We start from the raw sequence: 20,140 nt of genomic DNA, 5'->3' as shown, positions 1-20,140 counted from the left end.
AAATGACAAAGGCAGAGAATAATCTCTGCCTTTGTTCTGAAATCAGGCGGTGCCTTACTCAACGTTTCGCCCGGAGCATGATAAAGCAGCACGAAGCTGGCAATAATCAAAAGTCGGACGGCAGGCACCTTGTGTGCGTCATTCTATGGTTTATGTAGCACTACCCTTGCGGGGGCTGACATAAGAAGGTGAATGAGCCACTGCGCAGTATTATGCAGTATGTGTGCCACATTTGCTACAAAATAGACAACTAAATGTTTTTATTATGTTTATTTGCAGTAATGCTTGCTTATGAATTTGTTTGTTTTTTGCACATAGTGTCGCTAATTTGCAACAATATTATTAATGAAAAATTAAACCACTTTAAATCAATAAGATAAATGTCTCCTTTAGGAGACATTCAGGGTGAGGTAGTGTCGGGGATTGGGGACATATTTGTTTGCCCTTACCCCGGCCCTCTCCAACGGGAGCTGTCTCTTATACATACACAACTCACCCTGGCAATTTTGTCAGGGTAAGATCTGTTAGCCTCGCAGGTATTCCGTTCACCCGTGCGTTCAGCTATCTCTTTAATTCCTGAAAACGGTGAACGTATCAAGGTGTTAACGCCAACACCTTGATAATCCAGGCGCCCGGCAAATCAATCGCCGCTAAAGCGGTAAACACCGTTTTTCACCCAACATTCGGGGTCGTTCGCGATTCGTTCCCGACGATCGCTCTCTCACGTGGCTCCCGGCCACGTGACCCCGACTGAAGGGTAAAAAACGGTGCGACTGAAGCCGGGAACAAGGTCAAAACCGGCCTGGTTTTTGACTTTGACCTTGAATTTCTGGTCCGGCTTAAATCGCCTCCATTTTGACTCCAGGTGGCAGGGTCCAGCCGTCGGGAGCGGCCCTCAAAGATGTGACTAAGAGACAGCCCCCAGGAGAGGAGGAAAGTCAAAGTCCCTTCTCCCTCAGGGAGAAGGTCAGGATGAGGGTGGTTAATTAACCCAGTTGCTTACGCGCATTGCGGAAAATACGCATCCACGGGCTATCTTCGCCCCACTCAGCAGGGTGCCAGGAGTTGCTAACGGTACGGAACACGCGCTCCGGGTGCGGCATCATAATCGTGACGCGCCCGCTTTCGTTGGTGACCGCCGTTATGCCGTTTGGTGAACCGTTCGGGTTCGCCGGGTAGTTTTGTGTCACTTTGCCGAAGTTGTCGATAAAGCGCAGCGCCACCAGCCCTTTGCTTTCGAGTGCCGCGAGATGTGCCGTATCGCGTACTTCAACATGCCCTTCACCGTGAGAAACCGCGATTGGCATGTGCGAGCCCACCATGCCTTGCAGCAGCAACGACGGGCTAGAAGTGACTTCCACCAGGCTGAAGCGTGCTTCAAAGCGGTCTGAATGGTTGCGCACAAAACGCGGCCACAGTTCGCTGCCCGGAATCAGTTCACGCAGGTTCGACATCATCTGGCAGCCGTTACACACGCCCAACGCCAGGGTTTGTGGACGGTGGAAGAAGGTTTCGAACTCATCACGCACGCGGGAGTTAAACAGAATGGACTTCGCCCAACCTTCACCTGCGCCCAGTACGTCGCCGTAAGAGAAGCCACCACAAGCTACCAGCGCCTGGAAATCTTCCAGACCGCGACGGCCTGCCAGCAAGTCACTCATATGCACGTCGATGGCATCAAAGCCCGCACGATGGAAGGCCGCAGCCATTTCAACGTGTGAGTTAACGCCCTGCTCACGCAGTACGGCAACTTTCGGGCGCGCACCCGTCGCGATAAACGGTGCTGCGATATCTTCTTTGATATCGAAGCTCAATTTAACGTTCAGGCCAGGATCGTTGTCATTGGCTTTCGCTTCATGTTCCTGATCGGCACACTCTGGGTTGTCGCGCAGACGCTGCATCTGCCAGGTGGTTTCTGCCCACCACATGCGAAGCGTCGTTCGGCTTTCGCTAAATACCGCGTGGCCGTCAGCCGTCAGCGTGAAACGGTCACCCGCCACGGCTTTACCGAGGAAGTGAACACAATCAGCCAGGCCATGCTCTGCCAGGGTTTTCTCAACCGCATCACGGTCAGCAGCTTTAACCTGAATCACTGCGCCCAACTCTTCGTTGAACAGTGCTGCCAGATGGTCTTTACCGAGGGTTGCGATGTCAGCTTCCACGCCGCAGTGACCCGCGAAGGCCATTTCGGCCAGTGTCACCAGCAGGCCGCCGTCAGAACGGTCGTGGTAGGCCAGCAATTTCTGCTCGGCAACCAACGCCTGAATCGCGTTAAAGAAGCCTTTCAGTTGTTCAGCACTGCGCACGTCCGCAGGTTTGTTGCCCAGTTGACGGTAAACCTGAGACAGCGCGGTAGCGCCCAATGCGTTGTGGCCTGCGCCTAAATCAATAAGCAATAAGGCATTATCTTCAGTTTGCAGTTGTGGCGTCACGGTACGACGAACATCTTCCACACGGGCAAATGCAGTAATAACCAGCGACAGCGGAGAAGTCATCTCACGCTGTTCGTTACCTTCCTGCCAGCGGGTTTTCATCGACATGGAGTCTTTGCCCACCGGAATAGTCAGGCCGAGCGTTGGGCAAAGTTCTTCACCCACGGCTTTCACGGCTTCGTAAAGACCGGCGTCTTCACCAGGGTGACCGGCTGCGGACATCCAGTTTGCCGAGAGCTTAATTCGGTTCAGCGCGCCAATTTGCGTCGCCGCAATGTTAGTCAGTGCTTCACCAACCGCCAGGCGACCTGATGCCGCAAAGTCCAGCAATGCAACTGGTGCGCGTTCGCCAAGAGACATCGCTTCACCGTAGTAGCTATCGAGGCTCGCGGTGGTGACCGCACAGTTAGCGACCGGAATCTGCCACGGCCCAACCATCTGGTCGCGAGCAACCATACCGGTTACCGAACGGTCGCCAATGGTGACCAGGAAGGTTTTTTCTGCCACGGTCGGCAAGTGCAGCACGCGATTGACCGCATCAGCAATGGTGATATTGCGGCAATCCAGCGCATCACCTGTTGCTTTCAGAGTTTCAACGTTACGTTCCATTTTTGGCGTTTTACCAAGCAGAACGTCCAGCGGCATATCAATCGGCTGGTTGTCGAAATGGCTATCGTTGAGTGTCAGATGTTTTTCTTCGGTGGCTTCACCAATGACGGCGTACGGCGCGCGTTCGCGGCGGCACAGTTCGTCAAACAGCGGCAACTGGTCTGGAGCAACCGCCAGGACATAACGTTCCTGGGATTCGTTACACCATACTTCCAGCGGGCTCATGCCCGGCTCGTCGTTCAGAATGTCACGTAGTTCGAAACGCCCACCACGCCCACCATCGCTCACCAGTTCTGGCATTGCGTTGGAGAGGCCACCCGCGCCGACATCATGAATAAACAGGATTGGGTTGGCATCGCCCAACTGCCAGCAACGGTCGATAACTTCCTGGCAACGACGTTCCATTTCTGGGTTGTCGCGCTGTACGGATGCAAAATCCAGATCCGCGTCAGACTGACCTGAAGCCATAGAAGAAGCAGCACCGCCACCCAAACCGATGTTCATGGATGGGCCACCGAGCACGATAAGTTTCGCGCCAACGGTGATTTCGCCCTTCTGAACGTGGTCAGCACGAATGTTGCCAATACCGCCCGCCAGCATAATTGGCTTGTGGTAACCGCGCAATTCTACGCCGTTGTGGCTGTTGACTTGCTCTTCGTAAGTGCGGAAGTAACCTGTCAGCGCCGGACGACCAAATTCGTTGTTAAATGCCGCACCGCCCAATGGGCCGTCGGTCATAATATCCAGCGCCGTTACGATACGGTCTGGCTTGCCAAAATCTTCTTCCCACGGCTGCTCAAAGCCAGGAATACGCAAGTTGGAAACCGAGAAACCGACCAGACCGGCTTTAGGTTTAGCACCACGGCCTGTCGCACCTTCATCACGGATTTCGCCACCGGAACCTGTCGCGGCACCCGGCCATGGGGAAATAGCAGTTGGGTGGTTGTGGGTTTCGACTTTCATCAGGATGTGCGCATCTTCCTGGTGGTAGTCATAGCGGCCCGCTTCATGATCGGCAAAGAAACGCCCGACGACCGAACCTTCCATCACTGCGGCGTTATCTTTATAAGCCGATAACACGTAGTCCGGGGTTTTCTCAAAGGTGTTTTTAATCATTTTAAACAGCGATTTAGGCTGTTCTACGCCGTCAATAATCCAGTCAGCGTTGAAAATTTTGTGGCGGCAATGTTCGGAGTTAGCCTGCGCGAACATATACAGCTCGATATCGTTCGGGTTGCGCCCCAGTTTGCTAAACGCATCCTGCAAATAATCGATTTCGTCTTCTGCCAGTGCCAGACCCAGACGGATGTTAGCTTCAACCAGCGCTTCGCGACCTTGCGTTAACAGATCAACACTTTGCACTGGAGCAGGCTGATGTTGAGAGAACAGTTGCTGGGCATCATTGAGCGAGTCAAACACGCTTTCCATCATGCGGTCATGCAGTAGTGCGGCAACTTGCTGGCGCTGTGCATCTGTCAGCGTGCTGCCAGACACGTAATAAGCCACACCGCGTTCCAGACGCTTAACTTTGGCTAAATCGCAGTTATGGGCAATATCAGTCGCTTTAGAGGACCAGGGTGAGATGGTACCAGGACGCGGCGTGACCAGAATCAGGTGGCCGGTCGGGGCGTGGTCGGCAAGGGTTGGACCATATTTCAACAACCGTTGCAGACGGGCTTGCTCATCAGCGCTCAGCGGCGCGTCAAGATCGGCAAAGTGAACATACTCGGCATAAATGTCGCTGACCGGAAGGTTGGCGTCATTAAAGCGGGCCAGTAATTTGTTAATACGAAATGCCGATAAAGCGGGCGAACCACGCAGAATTTCCATCATCAAAGATCTCTCGTCTTCGAAACGCCAGGGGGACGCTTCAGTGGGCGCAAGGGGAAAACGGGCGCCATTATAGAGAATCCGCGGCCTTGACGAAACCGTTTGCGTATAAATAAACGGATTAGTTTTCAGTGGCGAGAATTTAGCCATAAATGTTGAATAAGTTGCACAGTGGCGTTTTGTTAAGCAAAATGCGCCACACCTTATTGTATAACCTCCATTTTTGATGCTCTGTTGTTAGCGAAAACTCGACGCCTCGTTGCAGATTAAATACTTGAAAAGATTTAAGATTAATTATCTGCTTATCGGTGCCGTAACCGTGTTGCTGGCAGTGGCGCTCTGGCCCTCCATTCCCTGGTTCGGACAAGCCGAAAACCGCATCGCCGCCATTCAAGCGCGGGGGGTTTTGCGCGTCAGTACTATTGAGTCACCGCTGACCTACACCCTTTATCAGGGCAAAAAAATTGGCCTCGATTATGAGCTGGCGGAACAGTTTGCCAGGTATCTGGACGTGAAGCTGGAAGTGACTGTTCGCCCAAATATTCAGGAACTGTTTGACGACATTGATAGTGGCCGGGCCGATATTATCGCAGCGGGTCTGGTGTATGACACACAACGTAGCCAGCATTACCAGGCAGGGCCGGCATATTATTCCGTTTCCCAGCAGATGGTTTATCGCATGGGTAGCCAACGCCCAAAGACGTTGGCGGGCATCAAAGAAAACCAGCTGGTGCTGTCACCTGGCGTCACATCGCTGGGCGCATTGAACAAACTTAAACAACAGAAATACCCGGATTTAAGCTGGCGCATTGATAATCAGCTCAGCAGTACAGAGCTGATGCAGCAAGTCGTGGATGGGAAGATTGCATTTACCATTGCCGATTCCGTGGCAATCAGCACCTTCCAGCGCGTTCATCCACAGTTGGCTGTCGCACTGGATATCACCGACGAGCAGCCGGTGACGTGGTTTAGCGCATTAGATAGCGACGACAGCCTTTCCGCTGCCCTGCTCGACTTTTATAACCGTCTCAATAGCGACGACACCTTTGCACGCCTCGAAGAAAAATATCTCGGCCATGTTGGCGATTTTGATTATGTCGATACCCGCACCTTCCTCAAAGCGGTAGATTCCGTGCTGCCAGAGCTACAGCCACTCTTTGAAAAACATGCCACCGAAATAGACTGGCGTTTGCTGGCTGCCATCTCTTATCAGGAATCACATTGGGATAACCAGGCGACCTCGCCAACCGGTGTGCGTGGGTTGATGATGCTGACCAAAAATACCGCACAAAGCCTTGGAGTGACTGACCGGTTAGATCCAGAGCAAAGTATTGAAGGAGGAAGCCGTTATCTGAGAGATATGATGACGAAAGTCCCTGACAGTGTGCCAAAGGATGAACAAATTTGGTTTGCGCTGACCGCCTATAACATGGGATACGCTCATATGCTGGATGCCCGTCAACTGACGGCGAAGCAAAAAGGTAATCCGGACAGCTGGGCGGACGTCAAAATGCGCCTGCCGCTACTTAGCCAAAAACAGTACTACTCGAAAACAAAGTATGGTTACGCCCGTGGTCATGAGGCGTATGCCTATGTGGAGAATATCCGCAAATATTACATTAGCCTGGTGGGATATTTGCTCGAAAAAGAGAAACTGATAGCGCAAACGGAAAAACAAGAAGAAGAAAATGCACTACAAGATCCCGTCGCTGACGCTGAAGATCGGGCTACTCCGCACTTCGGGCCTTTTCCTTTAGGGCCTTTTTCTCAAGGCGACGAGCGCGAAAAAAATCGCTCAACATTGCCGAACACTCTGCTGCCATTACGCCCTCAGTCACATTAACCTGGTGATTCATACCAGGATGGCCCAGCACATCCATTAGCGATCCAATCGCGCCAGTTTTGGCATCACGCGCGCCAAAGACTAAATGGCCGATGCGGCCATGAACCATCGCGCCTGCACACATGACGCAAGGCTCAAGGGTGACGTAAAGTGTGGTTTCCAGCAGGCGATAATTTTGCAACACCAACCCACCCTGGCGCAGCGCCATAATTTCCGCATGCGCTGTCGGATCGTGTCTACCAATCGGTCGGTTCCAGCCTTCGCCAATCACCTGGTTGTTATGCACCAGCACCGCACCAACCGGAACTTCACCTTCTTCCCACGCACGACGTGCAAGGGTCAGCGCATGACGCATCCAGTGTTCGTGGGTAAATTCACTTTCTGACAAGGGACTCTCCGGGCTAGCTTAGGGCGGCGCATTATACACAGTCGTTACAAGAGACGGAATTATTCGAGTTGCTGGAGATTACCCTGCGGTGTAACCCTCCAGCGGTGCTGGCAGAAAAAGAGTAGCGGGTTGTCTTGATTGCTGTCGCTGTAACCACTGTAGAGTTGCAGTGGCGTGCCGATTTGTTGTTCCAGCTGTGACACTTTTTCATGCCCGAGGCAACGCAATGTGAGTACCCACCCACCGTGGGAGCGCTTGATTTGGCTGGCGATAAGCTTCACTTTTGGCAGCCACGGCGTATCGAAATAAACCTGCTGCACCAGCGGTTGTGGGGAGCCGGTGATAAGCCAGACATCAGCATCTGAACTGGTCAGGTAATCGGTCAGGCGCTGTTGTACTACGGGGAATGCAGTCACGCGCTCACGGAACCACGTCACGAAATTCGTTTCCAGTTGCTTGAGGCGCGTTTCGCTGTGACCGAAGGTTGCGCCCCACAACAACAGGCTCATTGGCCAGCGAGCGGCGCGCCCCTTAAACAATAACGCGCCACCGATCACCGGCAGAAGCGGAATGACAAGTAACAGATTGAGGGGCTGATGGCGCAGCAAGTAGCGCAAGAAGCTGCCGAACATATCCTGCTGATGCAGCGTGCCATCTAAATCGAAAAAAACTACCCGACGCTCACTCTGAGTTGCCAAACGTTACTCCTCTGGATCATTAAAGCCCATAAACCATGTAAATAAGAACCCGGCGATAACCGCTATCAGAAAGCCTAACAGATAGAACATCACTTTTCCGGCAACAATGGTTAATGCCAGCGGTAAACCTGAAATTCCGAAGGTGATGACAGTCGCCACTTTCCAGTAACTGATGAGCGCCCCACCCACCGCGCCGCCTAAACAGGCGCCGATAAATGGTTTACCCAACGGCAACGTTACCCCGAAAATCAACGGTTCACCGATACCCAGCAACCCAACGGGTAATGCGCCTTTAATCAGTTTTTTCAGGCGTTGGTTACGCGTTTTCAGCAATACCGCCAGTGCCGCCCCGACCTGCCCGACACCGGCCATCGCCAGAATGGGCAGCAAAGCGTTTTGGCCGTGTGTCTGGATAAGCTCAACATGAATCGGCACCAGTCCCTGATGTAACCCCGACAAGACTAGCGGCAGGAAGACGCCAGAAAGTATTGCACCGACCACCAGTCCACCTTTATCAATTGCCAGGGTCGCACCGTGGGCAATCGCATCAGAAATCAGGCCACCCAGCGGTTGTAACGCCACAATCGCAATCGATGCAGTAATTAAGGTGGTCAGCAGTGGGTTGAGGATCAGCTCAATTGAACCTGGCAATAACTTGCGTAACCGTTTTTCAATCCAGCACATCAGCGCCACCACCAGCAACACCGCGATAACCCCGCCGCGCCCCGGTTGCAGGTTTTCGCCAAACAGGTGGATTTGCGCCAGTTGCGGGCTGGAAAGAATCCCGGCCATCACGCCGCCCATCGCCATTGAGCCGCCGAATACTTTAGCGGCATTTACGCCCACCAGAATATTCATGATAGCAAACACGGCACTACCGAAGATGGCAAGTAAGCCGAGAATGTTCGGATACTGCGTGGCAAGGTCACCCACAATATCCGGGCGTTTGAGGATATTAATAATCCCGGTGATAAGCCCTGAAGCAATAAAAGCAGGAATCAATGGAATAAAGACGTTGGCCAGTTTACGCAGCGCTTCGCTCATCGGAGCCTGATAACGCGCTTTCGCCTGAGCTTTATTCTGCGCAATATCGTCTTCTGCTAAGAGCGTTTGACCATTGCTTTGCAACAGTTCACGCATGGCATCGACTACCTGAGCTGCACGACCCGGCCCAACAATAAGCTGATGCTGCGTTCCTTGTTTCACATAGCCGCTAACTCCCGGCAGTTTCTTCAGACGGGCAATATCAAGCTGGTTATCGTCATGTACTTCGACGCGTACGCGTGTCATACAGTTTTCCAGACGGGCGATATTTGCCTGCCCACCGATTCCAAGCAATATTTCACTGGCAAGAGTTGCTGTCATATCCATGATTCAGTGCCTGCTTTTAGTTTTTCAGTGCTGGGCGAAGATAACCATTGCTGTCTGCCAGACGCGTGTAAGCCGTCTGCGCATCCACACCAGTGAGTATCATTAGAATGGCGGGCTTCACTTCGTAATCTGTTTGTTTGAGCGCATTTTCAGCATCAATACGAGCGGCTCCGGTCGCTTCCATGACAATACGACACGCCCGATCCACAAGCTTAATATTGGTGGCTTTCATATCGACCATCAGGTTCTGGTAAACCTTACCCAGTTTCACCATCGCGCCAGTGGAAACCATATTCAGCACCAGTTTTTGCGCAGTGCCTGATTTCAGACGCGTGGAACCCGTCAGGGCTTCCGGGCCGACGACCGGAGAAATGGCAATTTCAGCTTCCAGTGCAATGGCAGAACCTGGATTACAGGAAATCGCTGCGGTACGACAGCCAAGATTGCGCGCATAACGCAGGCCACCAATCACATACGGCGTGCGGCCTGACGCAGCAAGCCCAACCACCATGTCGTTGGCGGTTAGCTCCAGGGCTTTCAGGTCGTCCTCGCCCAATTGCTGGTTGTCTTCAGCACCTTCGACGGCTTTCAGTAATGCGCCAGGGCCACCGGCGATTAAACCAATCACCAGACCGTGTGGCACGCCAAAAGTCGGCGGGCATTCTGAGGCGTCCAGCACACCTAACCGTCCGCTAGTTCCCGCGCCCATATAAATCAAACGGCCACCCGCCTGAAGCGACACAGCGGCAGCATCAACGGCTTTGGCAACTTCGGGCAGTGTTTTCTCAACAGCCTCTGCCACCAGGGCATCCTGTTGATTAAAGCGCTGGACCATTTCAAGTGTAGAGAGACAATCGAGATCCATGGTTTGTGGATTACGAGTTTCAGAAACGAGTGAGCCGAGATTCATCATGTGCCTTTGAATATTTAATTCCTTAAAGTTTCTACATGATGGAATATTAAATTCATTCAGGCGAGCGTAATTTACGTTATTATGGAGCCGCTCACATAATTGACCCGACGGACTGGAGAGGACATGAACTGCTTATTGCGTATTCGAAGCCGCTACCCAACCCTGGCACAAAGCGACCGTAGACTGGCTGACTTTTTGCTGGAGAAGCCCGACTACGCGCGCCATTTAAGTTCACAGCAGCTTGCCACCGAGGCAGGTGTCAGCCAGTCCAGCGTGGTGAAATTTTCCCAAAAACTGGGGTTCAAAGGCTTTCCGGCTCTGAAACTGGCAATCAGTGAAGCGCTGGCCAGCGGCCAGGAACCACAATCTGTGCCTGTTCATAATCTGATATTGGGTGATGACCCACTGCGGTTAGTGGGCGAAAAGCTGATTAAGGATAATTTGGCCGCGATGCGTGCCACGCTTGATGTCAACAGTGAAGAAAAACTGCTAGCGAGTGTGGATATGTTGCGCAATGCACGCCGGGTGCTACTGGTAGGTATTGGCGCCTCTGGCCTGGTTGCCAAGAATTTTTCCTGGAAGTTGATGAAAATTGGTATTAATGCGGTGGCGGAGCAGGACATGCATGCATTACTGGCGACGGCCCAAGCTTCAAGCAGTGACGACGTGCTATTGGCTATTTCCTATTCTGGTGAACGGCGTGAGATAAATCTTGCCGCTGATGAAACCCTGCGTACCGGAGCAAAAATCCTCGCGATTACCGGTTTTACGCCAAACGCTTTACAACAACGCGCCACTCTTTGCCTGTATACCATCGCTGAAGAACAGGCGACACGCAGCGCGGCAATTTCATCCACCAGCGCGCAAATGATGCTGACCGACCTTCTGTTTATGGCGCTGGTACAAAGGGATTTGGAACATGCGCCGGGGCGAATTCGCCACAGTGAAGCACTGGTAAAAAAACTGGTTTGACCGGTGATTGGGCGTATAATGCCCGCCCTGTTTCTGTTGTTATCGAGATCTTCCCATGGCACTGCTCATCACTAAAAAATGTATTAACTGCGATATGTGCGAGCCGGAGTGCCCGAACGAAGCTATTTCCATGGGGGAGAGCATTTATGAGATCAACACCGATCGCTGCACTGAATGCGTCGGGCATTACGAAACGCCAACCTGCCAGAAAGTCTGTCCGATCCCGAATACTATCATTAGCGATCCGGCGCATATTGAGAACCAGGAGCAACTGTGGGACAAGTTCGTTCAGTTGCATCATGCAGACAAACTTTAGTTCTCAATAATTACCGTTGCACACGCATAGTGCCGTTCATCGGCAAGCGTAACATGCACTGAGCGCACGCCCATTCTTTGCGCGACTCGTTCCGCCTCTTCCCAAAACCGTAATTGCGGTTTGCCTAGTGGATCGTTAAAAACCTCGAACTGATTAAACGCCAGGCCATTGCGAATTCCTGTCCCAAACGCTTTGGCTGCAGCTTCCTTTACTGCAAAGCGTTTGGCAAGAAAGCGCACCGGCTGCTGGTGCGCCTGGTATTGCAGCCATTCATTGGCACTAAGCACACGCTTCGCCAGGCGGTCGCCGGAACGTGAGATAACGCTTTCGATACGCGCTATCTCCACGATATCGGTGCCAAGGCCAAGAATAGCCATTAGCTACGTGCTTCCAGCATCAGACGTTTCATTTCTGCTACCGCTTCTTTCAAACCGCTCATTACCGCACGGCCAATTATTGCATGGCCGATATTCAGCTCATGCATTTCTGGCAAACGGGCAATAGCTTTGACGTTGTGATAAGTCAGCCCGTGTCCGGCGTTCACTTTCAGGCCTTTTCCGGCGGCATAGGTTGCAGCTTCGGCAATACGCGCCAGTTCTTTGGCTTGAGTCACGTCGTCTTTTGCATCAGCGTAGCAGCCGGTGTGAATTTCGATATATGGCGCGCCAACAGCTACCGCTGCATCAATTTGCGCGTGGTCAGCATCAATAAACAGAGAAACCAGAATGCCAGCATCGGCCAGCCGTTTGCAGGCATCACGCATTTTATCCAGTTGACCGGCGACATCTAGCCCGCCTTCGGTAGTCACTTCCTGACGCTTTTCTGGCACAAGGCAGCAGAAATGAGGCTTGGTTTCGCAAGCAATATCAAGCATCTCTTCGGTAACGGCCATTTCCAGATTCATACGTGTGTCGAGGGTCTGGCGCAAGATGCGTACATCGCGATCGGTGATGTGCCGGCGATCTTCACGCAGGTGAACGGTAATACCGTCAGCCCCTGCTTGTTCGCAGATAAATGCCGCCTGCACTGGGTCTGGGTATGCCGTGCCACGTGCGTTACGTAAAGTTGCGATGTGATCGATATTGACGCCTAACAGTAATTTAGACATGCCTTTCCTCGGGTCAGAACGGTTTGAGTTCAGGCAGTTTACACCGGGTAAGGAAAGCATGGCTACGACCAGACGTTATTGCGGGTCTTGCGGTGATTTGAGTGGTGGAATTTTAGGCACAAACTGGCGGAATAATTCGCGGCTTTTAAGCGGTTTGCCACCGAGGTAAGGTTTCAGCGCCATTCTGGTAAAACGTTTCGCGGCGCGTAAGGATGCAATATCAGGGAATTCGCGATTGGCGAGAGCTTTGAGTTCATGCCCAGTGAAACTACGGTTATCCACCACCAGGCTCGCGATAAACCCTTTCTCTTCACGATAGCGATAAGTCATGGTGTCGCTGACTTCTTCCCCGCTTCCTGCGCAGTGCAGGAAATCCACGCCATATCCCAGGTGCCCCAGCAGAGCCAATTCAAATCGGCGCAATGCCGGCTCCGGCGAGCCGCTGGTACCCGCTAATGCCTGAATGCAATGAAGGTAGTCGAAAAATAATTCAGAGAAACGCGTTTCATCTTCCAGCACGCGTGAAACCAGTTCATTCACGTACAGGCCGCTGTAGAGCGTAATACCACTAAGTGGAAGTGCCAGTGAGACAGCTTCGGCGCTACGCAGTGTTTTGACTTCACCACGACCGCCCCAGCGAACCAGCAAAGGGGTAAAGGGTTGTAGAGTCCCTTTAAGGTTAGAGCGGCGAGAGCGAGCGCCTTTCGCAATTAAACGAACGCGCCCGGACTCTTCAGAAAAGAGGTCTAGCAGAAGGCTGGTTTCGCTCCAGGGGCGACTATGCAGGACAAAAGCCCGTTGCCAGCCTTCCATTGGTTAGTCGTCTGTGTAGCCGAGGCTGCGCAACGCGCGCTCGTCATCTGCCCAGCCGGATTTAACCTTCACCCACAATTCCAGGTGAATTTTCGCTTCAAACATATCTTCCATGTCTTTACGCGCTTCGATACCGATGGTTTTGATTTTGGCGCCTTTGTTGCCAATCACCATTTTCTTCTGGCCTTCACGTTCAACCAGAATCAAACCATTGATGTCGTAACCACCGCGAGCGTTAGTCACAAACTGTTCAATTTCAACGGTCACGGAATACGGTAATTCCGCGCCAAGGAAACGCATCAGCTTTTCACGGATGATTTCAGAAGCCATGAAACGCTGAGAACGGTCAGTGATGTAATCTTCCGGGAAGTGATGAATCGCTTCTGGCAGACGTTTACGCACGATGCTGGCGATAGTATCCACGTTCATGCCGTTTTCAGCAGAAATAGGCACGATATCGAGGAAGTTCATCTGGCTACCGAGGAATTGCAGGTGCGGCAGCAAAACGCCTTTATCCTGGACGTTATCGACTTTGTTCACCGCAAGAATTACCGGCGCTCGCGCGTCACGCAGTTTGTTAAGCACCATCTCGTCATCTGCGGTCCACTTAGTGCCTTCAACCACAAAGATAACCAGCTCAACGTCACCGATGGAGCTGCTGGCAGCTTTGTTCATCAGGCGGTTGATGGCACGTTTTTCTTCCATATGCAGCCCTGGGGTATCGACGTAAATCGCCTGATACGGACCTTCAGTATGGATGCCCATAATGCGGTGACGAGTGGTCTGCGCTTTACGGGAAGTAATAGAGATTTTTTGCCCAAGCAACTGGTTTAGCAGCGTGGATTTGCCGACATTCGGGCGACCAACGATGGCCACGAATCCGCAAAAGGTTTGTTCTTCGCTCATTATTCCAGCTCCAGCTTGATAAGCGCCTGCTCAGCTGCAGCCTGTTCCGCTTTACGGCGGCTTGAACCGGTACCAACGACCGGCTCAGGCAGGCCACTCACCTGACAGTGAATGGTAAATTCCTGATCGTGCGCTTCACCACGAACCTGCACCACCAAATAAGATGGCAGTGGCAAGTGGCGACCCTGCAAATACTCTTGCAGACGCGTCTTAGGGTCTTTTTGCTTATCGCCTGGGCTAATTTCATCCAGACGAGATTGATACCAGGAAAGAATTAAGCGCTCAACGTTCTGGATATCGCTGTCGAGGAAAACACCACCAATTAAGGCTTCGACGGTATCGGCCAGAATAGATTCGCGGCGGAAACCACCGCTTTTCAATTCACCCGGCCCAAGGCGCAGACATTCGCCTAATTCAAATTCGCGGGCAATTTCTGCCAGCGTATTTCCGCGCACCAGCGTCGCACGCATACGGCTCATATCGCCCTCGTCAACACGAGGGAAACGATGGTAAAGCGCGTTTGCGATAACGTAGCTAAGAATTGAGTCACCCAGGAATTCCAGACGCTCATTGTGCTTGCTGCTGGCACTGCGATGCGTTAATGCCTGCTGCAACAGATCCTGATGTACAAAAGTGTAGCCCAGCTTACGCTGCAGCCTATTTATTACGATGGGGTTCATGCGATACCAATTAATGAATGCGTCAATTATTCAGCACACGGAACAGACCTGAAAAAGAGAACCAACGCTGTTTCGTTTGCCGTGGCTCCTCTAAGAGGAGCCAACCTTAATACGGGGGGATATTCTATAGATAACGACATAGAAAGTCGTTATCTGAATAGATTTAATTGATCAATGAATTCCGCCAATACGGCTTAAACGAACACCCGTTGGCCATTCACCTTCTTGTTTCTCAAAACTCATCCAGATTGCCGTCGCTTTACCGACCAGATTTGCCTCAGGAACAAAGCCCCAATAACGGCTATCAGCGCTGTTATCGCGGTTATCACCCATCATGAAGTAATGGCCTGGTGGAACAATCCAGGTCGCCAGTTGTTGGCCTGGTTGCTGGTAGTACATCCCCAGTTGATCCTGAGCGATTGGCACCGTCAATATGTTGTGAGTTACATCACCCAACGTTTCTTTGCGCTCAGACAGACGGATACCGTCTTCTTTGGTCTGGTTCAGCGGCAACTGGAAAAAACCAGAATTCGCTTCACTGCCGTTACGGCGCGCAAAGGTCTGAACGAAATCGCTCGGCTCTACGTTGCTGTAAGTAATTGGCAGAGCGTTATCACATGCCTGGCCAGAACTGCAATTTGGCTGGACCGTGACTTCTTTTGCAACGGGATCGTAACTGACGCGATCGCCCGGTAAACCAACAGCACGCTTGATGTAATCCAGACGAGGATCTTGCGGGTATTTAAAGACCACAATATCACCGCGTTTTGGATGACCCGTTTCAATGAGCGTTTTCTGGTAAATCGGATCTTTAATGCCGTAGGCAAATTTCTCCACCAGAATAAAGTCGCCAATTAATAACGTTGGCATCATTGATCCTGATGGGATCTGGAACGGTTCATAGATAAACGAACGCACGATCAAGACAATAGCGAGCACCGGGAATACGGATGCCCCCGTTTCTAACCAACCTGGCTTAGGTGCCACTTTTTTTAGCGTTTTGCTATCAAGTGCATCACCAGTGGCAGCTTGCGCTGCCGCCTGTTTTTCCTGACGCTTTGGCGCAAAGATAAATTTATCGATACACCATAAAAGGCCCGTTACCAGCGTCGCTATCACGAGGATTAGCGCAAACATATTCGCCATGCCAACTCCTTAATTTATTTGCTGTCTTTGCCGACATGCAGAATGGCGAGGAACGCTTCCTGAGGCAATTCGACGTTACCGACTTGCTTCATACGCTTCTTACCGTCTTTCTGTTTCTGCAACAGCTTTTTCTTACGGCTTACGTCACCGCCGTAGCATTTCGCCAGAACGTTTTTACGCAACTGTTTCACGGTAGAACGCGCAATAATATGTGCGCCGATTGCCGCCTGAATCGCAATATCGAACTGTTGACGTGGGATCAGCTCCTGCATTTTCTCAACCAACTGACGGCCACGGAACTGCGAGTTGCCACGGTGAGTGATCAATGCCAGAGCATCAACACGGTCACCGTTAATCAGTACATCAACACGTACCATGTCAGAGGTCTGGAAACGTTTGAAGTTATAGTCCAGAGAAGCATAGCCACGGGATGTTGATTTCAGACGGTCGAAGAAGTCGAGTACTACTTCTGCCATCGGGATTTCGTAAGTCAACGCAACCTGGTTACCGTGGTAGACCATGTTGGTCTGTACGCCACGTTTTTCGATACACAGAGTGATGACGCTGCCCAGATATTCCTGTGGCATCAGCATATGACATTCAGCGATTGGCTCACGCAGTTCAGCAATGTTATTCAGTGCTGGCAGCTTAGATGGGCTATCAACATAAATTGTTTCGCCGCTGGTGGTTTCAACTTCGTAAACTACGGTTGGCGCTGTGGTAATCAGGTCAAGGTCGTATTCACGTTCCAGACGTTCCTGAATGATTTCCATGTGCAACAGACCAAGGAAGCCACAACGGAAGCCGAAGCCCAGTGCCGTTGAGCTTTCTGGCTCAAAGAACAAGGAGGCATCGTTCAGGCTCAATTTACCCAACGCATCACGGAAGTTTTCGTAATCGTCAGAGCTTACCGGGAACAGACCCGCATAAACCTGTGGTTTCACTTTTTTGAAACCTGGCAGCGCTTTATCTGCTGGGTTACGCGAAAGGGTCAGGGTATCGCCAACCGGTGCGCCGAGAATGTCTTTGATCGCACAAACCAACCAGCCAACTTCACCACAACCCAGTACATCGCGATCAACACGTTTTGGCGTGAAGATACCCAAACGGTCAGCGTTATAGACCTGGCCGGTGCTCATAACTTTGATTTTGTCGCCTTTTCTCATGGTACCGTTTTTGATACGAACCAGAGAAACAACGCCGAGGTAGTTATCGAACCAGGAATCGATGATCAGTGCCTGTAATGGCGCATCTGGATCACCTTCTGGGCCCGGGATATCACGCACCAGACGTTCAAGTACATCTGTTACGCCAAAGCCGGTTTTAGCCGAGCAGCGCACTGCATCAGCGGCATCAATGCCAACAATATCTTCAATTTCCTGCGCAGCGCGTTCAGGATCGGCAGCTGGCAAGTCAATTTTGTTCAGAACTGGAACCACTTCCAGATCCATTTCCATGGCGGTATAGCAGTTTGCCAGGGTCTGAGCTTCTACGCCCTGACCAGCATCGACCACCAGCAGCGCACCTTCGCAGGCTGCCAGAGAACGGGAAACTTCATAAGAGAAGTCAACGTGGCCTGGGGTGTCGATGAAATTCAGATGATAGGTTTCGCCATCTGATGCTTTGTAATCCAACGTTACGCTTTGCGCTTTGATGGTAATACCACGTTCACGCTCCAGATCCATGGAGTCAAGAACCTGAGCTTCCATTTCACGGTCAGACAAGCCGCCGCAAATTTGGATAATACGGTCAGACAGCGTCGATTTGCCGTGGTCGATGTGGGCAATAATAGAAAAGTTACGTATATTCTTCATAGTTAGAGGTTTTTATGCCTTACAAATCCGGGAAAGCTCGGCGCAATGCGCTGTACAGAGCGTGATGTCAATGGCTGTCTTTTGCCTGAAACGCCGCATTCTACACTACAACGAGAAAGCGAGGAAACAGGTCATCATGCAAGCGTAGCTGAGAGATGAAAGACCTATAGAAAGTGTGTCTAACAGATTGCGGATATCGGAGACTCTACTGGCTATCCGCAGGAGTCGTCGTTTCGACTCTAAGAACATTTGGTGGTAGTGCGACACTGAGAATAACAGGTTGCCAGGTTTCACGGCGGCTGAGCTTTAATGAGAACCCGCGCGCGATCAGAAAACCGCCCACGCCGCCCAGAACAGCACCGCAAATCGCCGCAAGGTTGGTACCAAACAGCGCCTGAAACACTCCCGAAACCAGAAATAAGCCCAGCAATGGGGACATATAAACCAGCAACGCAGAACCTATCAGGCTGCCTTCAGCAATACCCAATTCGACTTTTTGCCCCGCCACCAGCGGCGTATCGCAAGCAACAGACAAGGTGTGGCTGGTTTGTGGGCCGAGTTTGTTGAGAATGCGGCTGCCGCAGCCTGCGCGTGAAGCACAGCTACTGCATGACGCTTTTACGTCACAGCTTAACAGTGCTTCACCTTTTTGCCAGGAGATAACGGTAGCCCACTCCTTGATCATTGCGCAGTCCTGAATTTGATACTGTCAGCAATACGTTTCGCTGTTTGTGGCGGAAGCTCACCGACGATCGTAATTTCAGTTTTATCCCGAACTTCAGAACTCACCGTGCGGCGCCCGGTGCGCAGTAGCTGATCGGTGCTATTGCTGGCTGCACGGCTAATGTTGACCGAGAAGCTGAACAGACCATCAGAATACAGGCGAGATTCGATAGGAACATCAACAGTCGGCAATGGACGACGGCTGCTGGAGACCTCACTAAAACCTTGCGGCAACCAGGTCGGTGCCCAGGCAAAATTGATTTTTTCAGCACCCGGCACTGACAGCAATGGCGGTAAATTCGCCTTCGCCAGGCTTTGCATCATGCCGTTGGCTTCTTTGCTGACGTTGAAGGAAATAACGCGGAATTGCTCCAGCGTTTCACCATCACGGTCCAGCAAATCAACACGCATAGGTAATTTGGTTTCCGAGTCTAACCACACCATATAGCTGTAACGCGTGCCATCTCGTGCCACGACTCGGATTACTTCGCACAGCCTGTCGGCAATACGAGTTCGTCCGACAGAAATGAAGTCGTAATAAGGTGTTAAGCGTTTGAAATCGGTGTAGACGATTGATGGAAGCGAGTCAACAATGTAATCACCAGTGAGCGTAAACGGCTCAAGCCCTGGTTCAAAATAGCTGATTTCACTGCCACGCTGGACAACTTCTCGGCGTGGGCCATCCATCTGAAGCAATTGCGCAAGTGGACGATTATCAAGTCTTGCATGGCGATAGCGTAAGGACTCTATCCCTTGCTTATTAATACTGATAAATGCCAACTCATAATTGAGTGACTGACTCGCCTGGTTCATTTGCTGCAACAACGCCCCGGACGAAACTGTGTCCGCCGAGGCATTTGAGCTGAACAACAGGCTGCTTGTCATAAGAGACAGTGCATACCAAAGTTGCTTCATTACTGCGATTGAGTTCCTAACGTTTGGTTTCCTGGCACTTGTACCGCAGCTTGCTGGGTTTGTGCCTGTTCAAACTGGAGTTGCTCGGCGTGTAAACGACGCTGCAATTCGTAATCTTGCAGCATAGCATTGATACGTCGACGTTGTTCCTGTACCTGCTGCTGACCAGTACTTGCAGTGCTGTCAGACGGAACACCCAAGCTTACCGGGCTCGCTTTACCCATCATCGGTAAAGTGTTGAACACAGGAGCTTCAGGCTGCGCAGGATTGTCAGATTGGCCATTATATTGCTGCACACCAACGATTACCGCAAGCGATACGCATGCTGCAACACCCAGTTGGGTAAGCTGGCTGGCCCACGGACGTACCTTTTTCCAGAACGACATTTTCTGCCATTGCTGAGGTTCAGGCTGCTGTTCAGTAATAAGTGGCGTGACATGACGCACTGGTTCATTTTCGATTGCCGCCATAACATTGGCTGCAATATCAAAATGAAGCAATTCACTGGTATCGCCGCGCATACTATCGCGGATTAGGTGGTAGCTCTCCCAGCTTTGCTGCAATGATTTGTCTTGTGACAAGACACTTAGCAGTTCGCTATCCAGAGTTTCCCCATCCATTAAAGCGGAAAGCTGTTCTTTCTGCATGCCTAATTACCCTTCC

General features: G+C 51.6%; 18 protein-coding genes. 3 read left to right on the top strand and 15 right to left on the bottom strand.

What is annotated here, in order from left to right; all coding sequences use genetic code 11:
* Positions 1-986 precede the first annotated feature (986 nt).
* Entirely contained in the window at positions 987-4,874 is a 3,888-nt protein-coding gene (purL, locus tag MNO13_RS05555; protein WP_241939622.1) for a phosphoribosylformylglycinamidine synthase, read from the bottom strand.
* A gap of 271 nt (positions 4,875-5,145) precedes the next feature.
* On the opposite strand from purL, the gene mltF reads away from it, so the two are divergent.
* Complete coding sequence (gene mltF / locus MNO13_RS05550) at positions 5,146-6,714, top strand: membrane-bound lytic murein transglycosylase MltF (RefSeq protein WP_232886340.1); 1,569 nt, start codon at positions 5,146-5,148, stop codon at positions 6,712-6,714.
* On the opposite strand, the gene tadA is transcribed toward mltF, so the two are convergent.
* The 4 genes from tadA to murQ all read right to left on the bottom strand — a co-directional run bounded on the left by tadA (position 6,599) and on the right by murQ (position 10,081).
* On the bottom strand, positions 6,599-7,069 hold the full coding sequence (gene tadA / locus MNO13_RS05545) for a tRNA adenosine(34) deaminase TadA (protein ID WP_370090881.1): 471 nt from the start codon (positions 7,067-7,069) through the stop codon (positions 6,599-6,601). The two genes, mltF and tadA, sit on opposite strands and share 116 nt — an antisense overlap.
* A gap of 92 nt (positions 7,070-7,161) precedes the next feature.
* Complete coding sequence (gene yfhb / locus MNO13_RS05540; RefSeq protein ID WP_064544381.1) at positions 7,162-7,800, bottom strand: phosphatidylglycerophosphatase C; 639 nt, start codon at positions 7,798-7,800, stop codon at positions 7,162-7,164.
* Positions 7,801-7,803: 3 nt separating this feature from the next.
* Positions 7,804-9,171, bottom strand: coding sequence for a PTS transporter subunit EIIC (locus MNO13_RS05535; protein WP_064544379.1), 1,368 nt, complete (start codon positions 9,169-9,171; stop codon positions 7,804-7,806).
* Between the two features lie 16 nt (positions 9,172-9,187).
* Positions 9,188-10,081, bottom strand: coding sequence for an N-acetylmuramic acid 6-phosphate etherase (gene murQ, locus MNO13_RS05530; RefSeq protein ID WP_064544600.1), 894 nt, complete (start codon positions 10,079-10,081; stop codon positions 9,188-9,190).
* 126 nt (positions 10,082-10,207) lie between these two features.
* On the opposite strand from murQ, the gene MNO13_RS05525 reads away from it, so the two are divergent.
* Together MNO13_RS05525 and MNO13_RS05520 are read left to right on the top strand one after the other, a co-directional pair.
* Positions 10,208-11,056 (top strand): MurR/RpiR family transcriptional regulator, encoded by an 849-nt coding sequence (locus MNO13_RS05525; RefSeq protein WP_064544377.1) that lies wholly within the window; start codon positions 10,208-10,210, stop codon positions 11,054-11,056.
* 55 nt (positions 11,057-11,111) lie between these two features.
* A complete protein-coding gene (locus MNO13_RS05520) occupies positions 11,112-11,372 on the top strand; it encodes a YfhL family 4Fe-4S dicluster ferredoxin (protein WP_064544375.1) in 261 nt (86 codons plus the stop codon).
* Here MNO13_RS05520 and acpS read toward each other — a convergent pair.
* The 10 genes from acpS to rseA form a co-directional block, all read right to left on the bottom strand.
* The gene (gene acpS, locus MNO13_RS05515) at positions 11,369-11,749 is read right to left on the bottom strand and encodes a holo-ACP synthase (RefSeq protein ID WP_064544373.1); all 381 of its coding nucleotides are present in this window, start codon (positions 11,747-11,749) and stop codon (positions 11,369-11,371) included. The two genes, MNO13_RS05520 and acpS, sit on opposite strands and share 4 nt — an antisense overlap.
* On the bottom strand, positions 11,749-12,480 hold the full coding sequence (gene pdxJ / locus MNO13_RS05510) for a pyridoxine 5'-phosphate synthase (RefSeq protein ID WP_064544371.1): 732 nt from the start codon (positions 12,478-12,480) through the stop codon (positions 11,749-11,751). The genes acpS and pdxJ overlap by 1 nt, the downstream gene beginning before the upstream one ends.
* Positions 12,481-12,555: 75 nt before the next feature.
* Positions 12,556-13,293 carry a DNA repair protein RecO gene (gene recO, locus MNO13_RS05505; protein ID WP_064544369.1) on the bottom strand — a complete coding sequence of 246 codons (738 nt, stop codon included), beginning with the start codon at positions 13,291-13,293 and terminating at the stop codon, positions 12,556-12,558.
* 3 nt (positions 13,294-13,296) lie between these two features.
* Positions 13,297-14,199 (bottom strand): GTPase Era, encoded by a 903-nt coding sequence (era, locus tag MNO13_RS05500; RefSeq protein WP_064544367.1) that lies wholly within the window; start codon positions 14,197-14,199, stop codon positions 13,297-13,299.
* Positions 14,199-14,879, bottom strand: coding sequence for a ribonuclease III (gene rnc / locus MNO13_RS05495; RefSeq protein WP_064513123.1), 681 nt, complete (start codon positions 14,877-14,879; stop codon positions 14,199-14,201). The genes era and rnc overlap by 1 nt, the downstream gene beginning before the upstream one ends.
* A 171-nt stretch (positions 14,880-15,050) precedes the next feature.
* Entirely contained in the window at positions 15,051-16,025 is a 975-nt protein-coding gene (gene lepB / locus MNO13_RS05490) for a signal peptidase I (RefSeq protein ID WP_064544365.1), read from the bottom strand.
* 14 nt (positions 16,026-16,039) lie between these two features.
* Entirely contained in the window at positions 16,040-17,839 is a 1,800-nt protein-coding gene (lepA, locus tag MNO13_RS05485; RefSeq protein ID WP_064544363.1) for a translation elongation factor 4, read from the bottom strand.
* A 205-nt stretch (positions 17,840-18,044) separates the two neighbouring features.
* The gene (gene rseC / locus MNO13_RS05480; protein ID WP_064544361.1) at positions 18,045-18,524 is read right to left on the bottom strand and encodes a SoxR-reducing system protein RseC; all 480 of its coding nucleotides are present in this window, start codon (positions 18,522-18,524) and stop codon (positions 18,045-18,047) included.
* Positions 18,521-19,477 (bottom strand): sigma-E factor regulatory protein RseB, encoded by a 957-nt coding sequence (gene rseB, locus MNO13_RS05475; protein WP_064544359.1) that lies wholly within the window; start codon positions 19,475-19,477, stop codon positions 18,521-18,523. The genes rseC and rseB overlap by 4 nt, the downstream gene beginning before the upstream one ends.
* On the bottom strand, positions 19,477-20,124 hold the full coding sequence (rseA, locus tag MNO13_RS05470) for an anti-sigma-E factor RseA (protein ID WP_241939621.1): 648 nt from the start codon (positions 20,122-20,124) through the stop codon (positions 19,477-19,479). Before rseA ends, rseB begins: the two co-directional genes overlap by 1 nt.
* Positions 20,125-20,140: the final 16 nt, after the last annotated feature.

The organism is Buttiauxella ferragutiae (genome assembly GCF_022637515.1).
Classification (GTDB): domain Bacteria; phylum Pseudomonadota; class Gammaproteobacteria; order Enterobacterales; family Enterobacteriaceae; genus Buttiauxella; species Buttiauxella ferragutiae.
This window is presented reverse-complemented; position numbering and strand designations above follow the sequence as displayed.